This window comes from Luteolibacter pohnpeiensis, from assembly GCF_016595435.1.
In the GTDB taxonomy this organism is placed as follows: Bacteria; Verrucomicrobiota; Verrucomicrobiia; order Verrucomicrobiales; family Akkermansiaceae; genus Luteolibacter; species Luteolibacter pohnpeiensis.
The window spans coordinates 1-1,089 of sequence record NZ_JAENIJ010000128.1; the positions used below are offsets into that span (position 1 = coordinate 1).

The 1,089-nt window shown below is 52.2% G+C and carries 1 protein-coding gene; it reads left to right on the forward strand.

Annotated elements, in window-relative coordinates; genetic code table 11:
• Window positions 1-522 precede the first annotated feature (522 nt).
• Window positions 523-978: a hypothetical protein gene (locus JIN85_RS20525; RefSeq protein WP_200274367.1), complete on the forward strand. Its 456-nt coding sequence runs from the start codon at window positions 523-525 to the stop codon at window positions 976-978.
• The last annotated feature ends 111 nt before the right edge of the window (window positions 979-1,089 follow it).

Sequence of the window (1,089 nt, forward strand, 5' to 3'; positions counted from 1 at the left end):
GACTTCGTCCCTTGCTTCGCTTCGGGGAGTTTCAGCTCATCACCGGTTTCATCCGCAGCCGCGCCCACCTGATTCACCGCCGATGAAGTGTCATCTGCAGCATCCTTCACCTGATCCAGAGCCTTTTCCGCATCCTTCGCCCCCCTTCGTGTCCGCCTGCGTCTCGAACCGGATTTCCACTTTCTTGTCAGCCATGCCGCAATCGTGGGCAGGACAAACCCTAGAGGCCACTTGGCCGAGTGGTCCCTGCGATCAGCGAACCATCAACTGTTCCTGATATTTTGGATCGTACGGGATATTTCCAAGCTGCATATCCAACTCCCAAATCCACCCTGAAATCTTTACGATCCAAGAATTCAGAGTTTCTGAACGAGATGCACAAAAAACGATTGATCAGCACGTTACAAACTCCAATCAAACACACCATTGACAATGAAATCGCTATATTCAATATGAGTCAGAACGAATTATACTGTTCTCCAAAAAATGATGCTCCGTTCGCTCGCAATTTCGATGTTGCTGATGTCAGCATTTTCAGAGCTACGCGCAGAAGAGCTGTGGAGTGAGGATCGCATCACTCCTGAACAACCGTTCCGTGCAAAGGTGGTCGCGGTTCAGCCGGGATGGGGGTGGGACACAATTGTCCTGAAGGAGATCGGAGGAGATGAGAGGTATTGCTTGGCGACCTTCGGGAACCCGATCGGCGACTACCAGATCCTTCGGAAAGAGGAACTAGACGCTGAGGCAATGAAGAAGAATGGAGCAATTTTCCTAGATCCGCCCGTAGAGATAGCCCGCTTTTCCTGGTCGATCGGTATTTGGCGCCACGGAAGGGTTTTTGGCGATGAAGACGCCGCTACCAAGCACCGAAAGAAGACCGGAGAACAAGGCGTCGCACCACAATCCGCTACCCGTTCCGAGTCGGATTCGGAGGGTGACCACAAACCTCAACCAGAATCGGAAGCGCGCTCCCGGTAGCGGATGTGTGGACTTCGACGTTCTGCAAAAATATCAGAGCCACCACGATGAAAGGAAGAATGCCATTCCCCATTCCGTTTCTGCCGATGCTGGTCGTTGCCGTTCTGATTT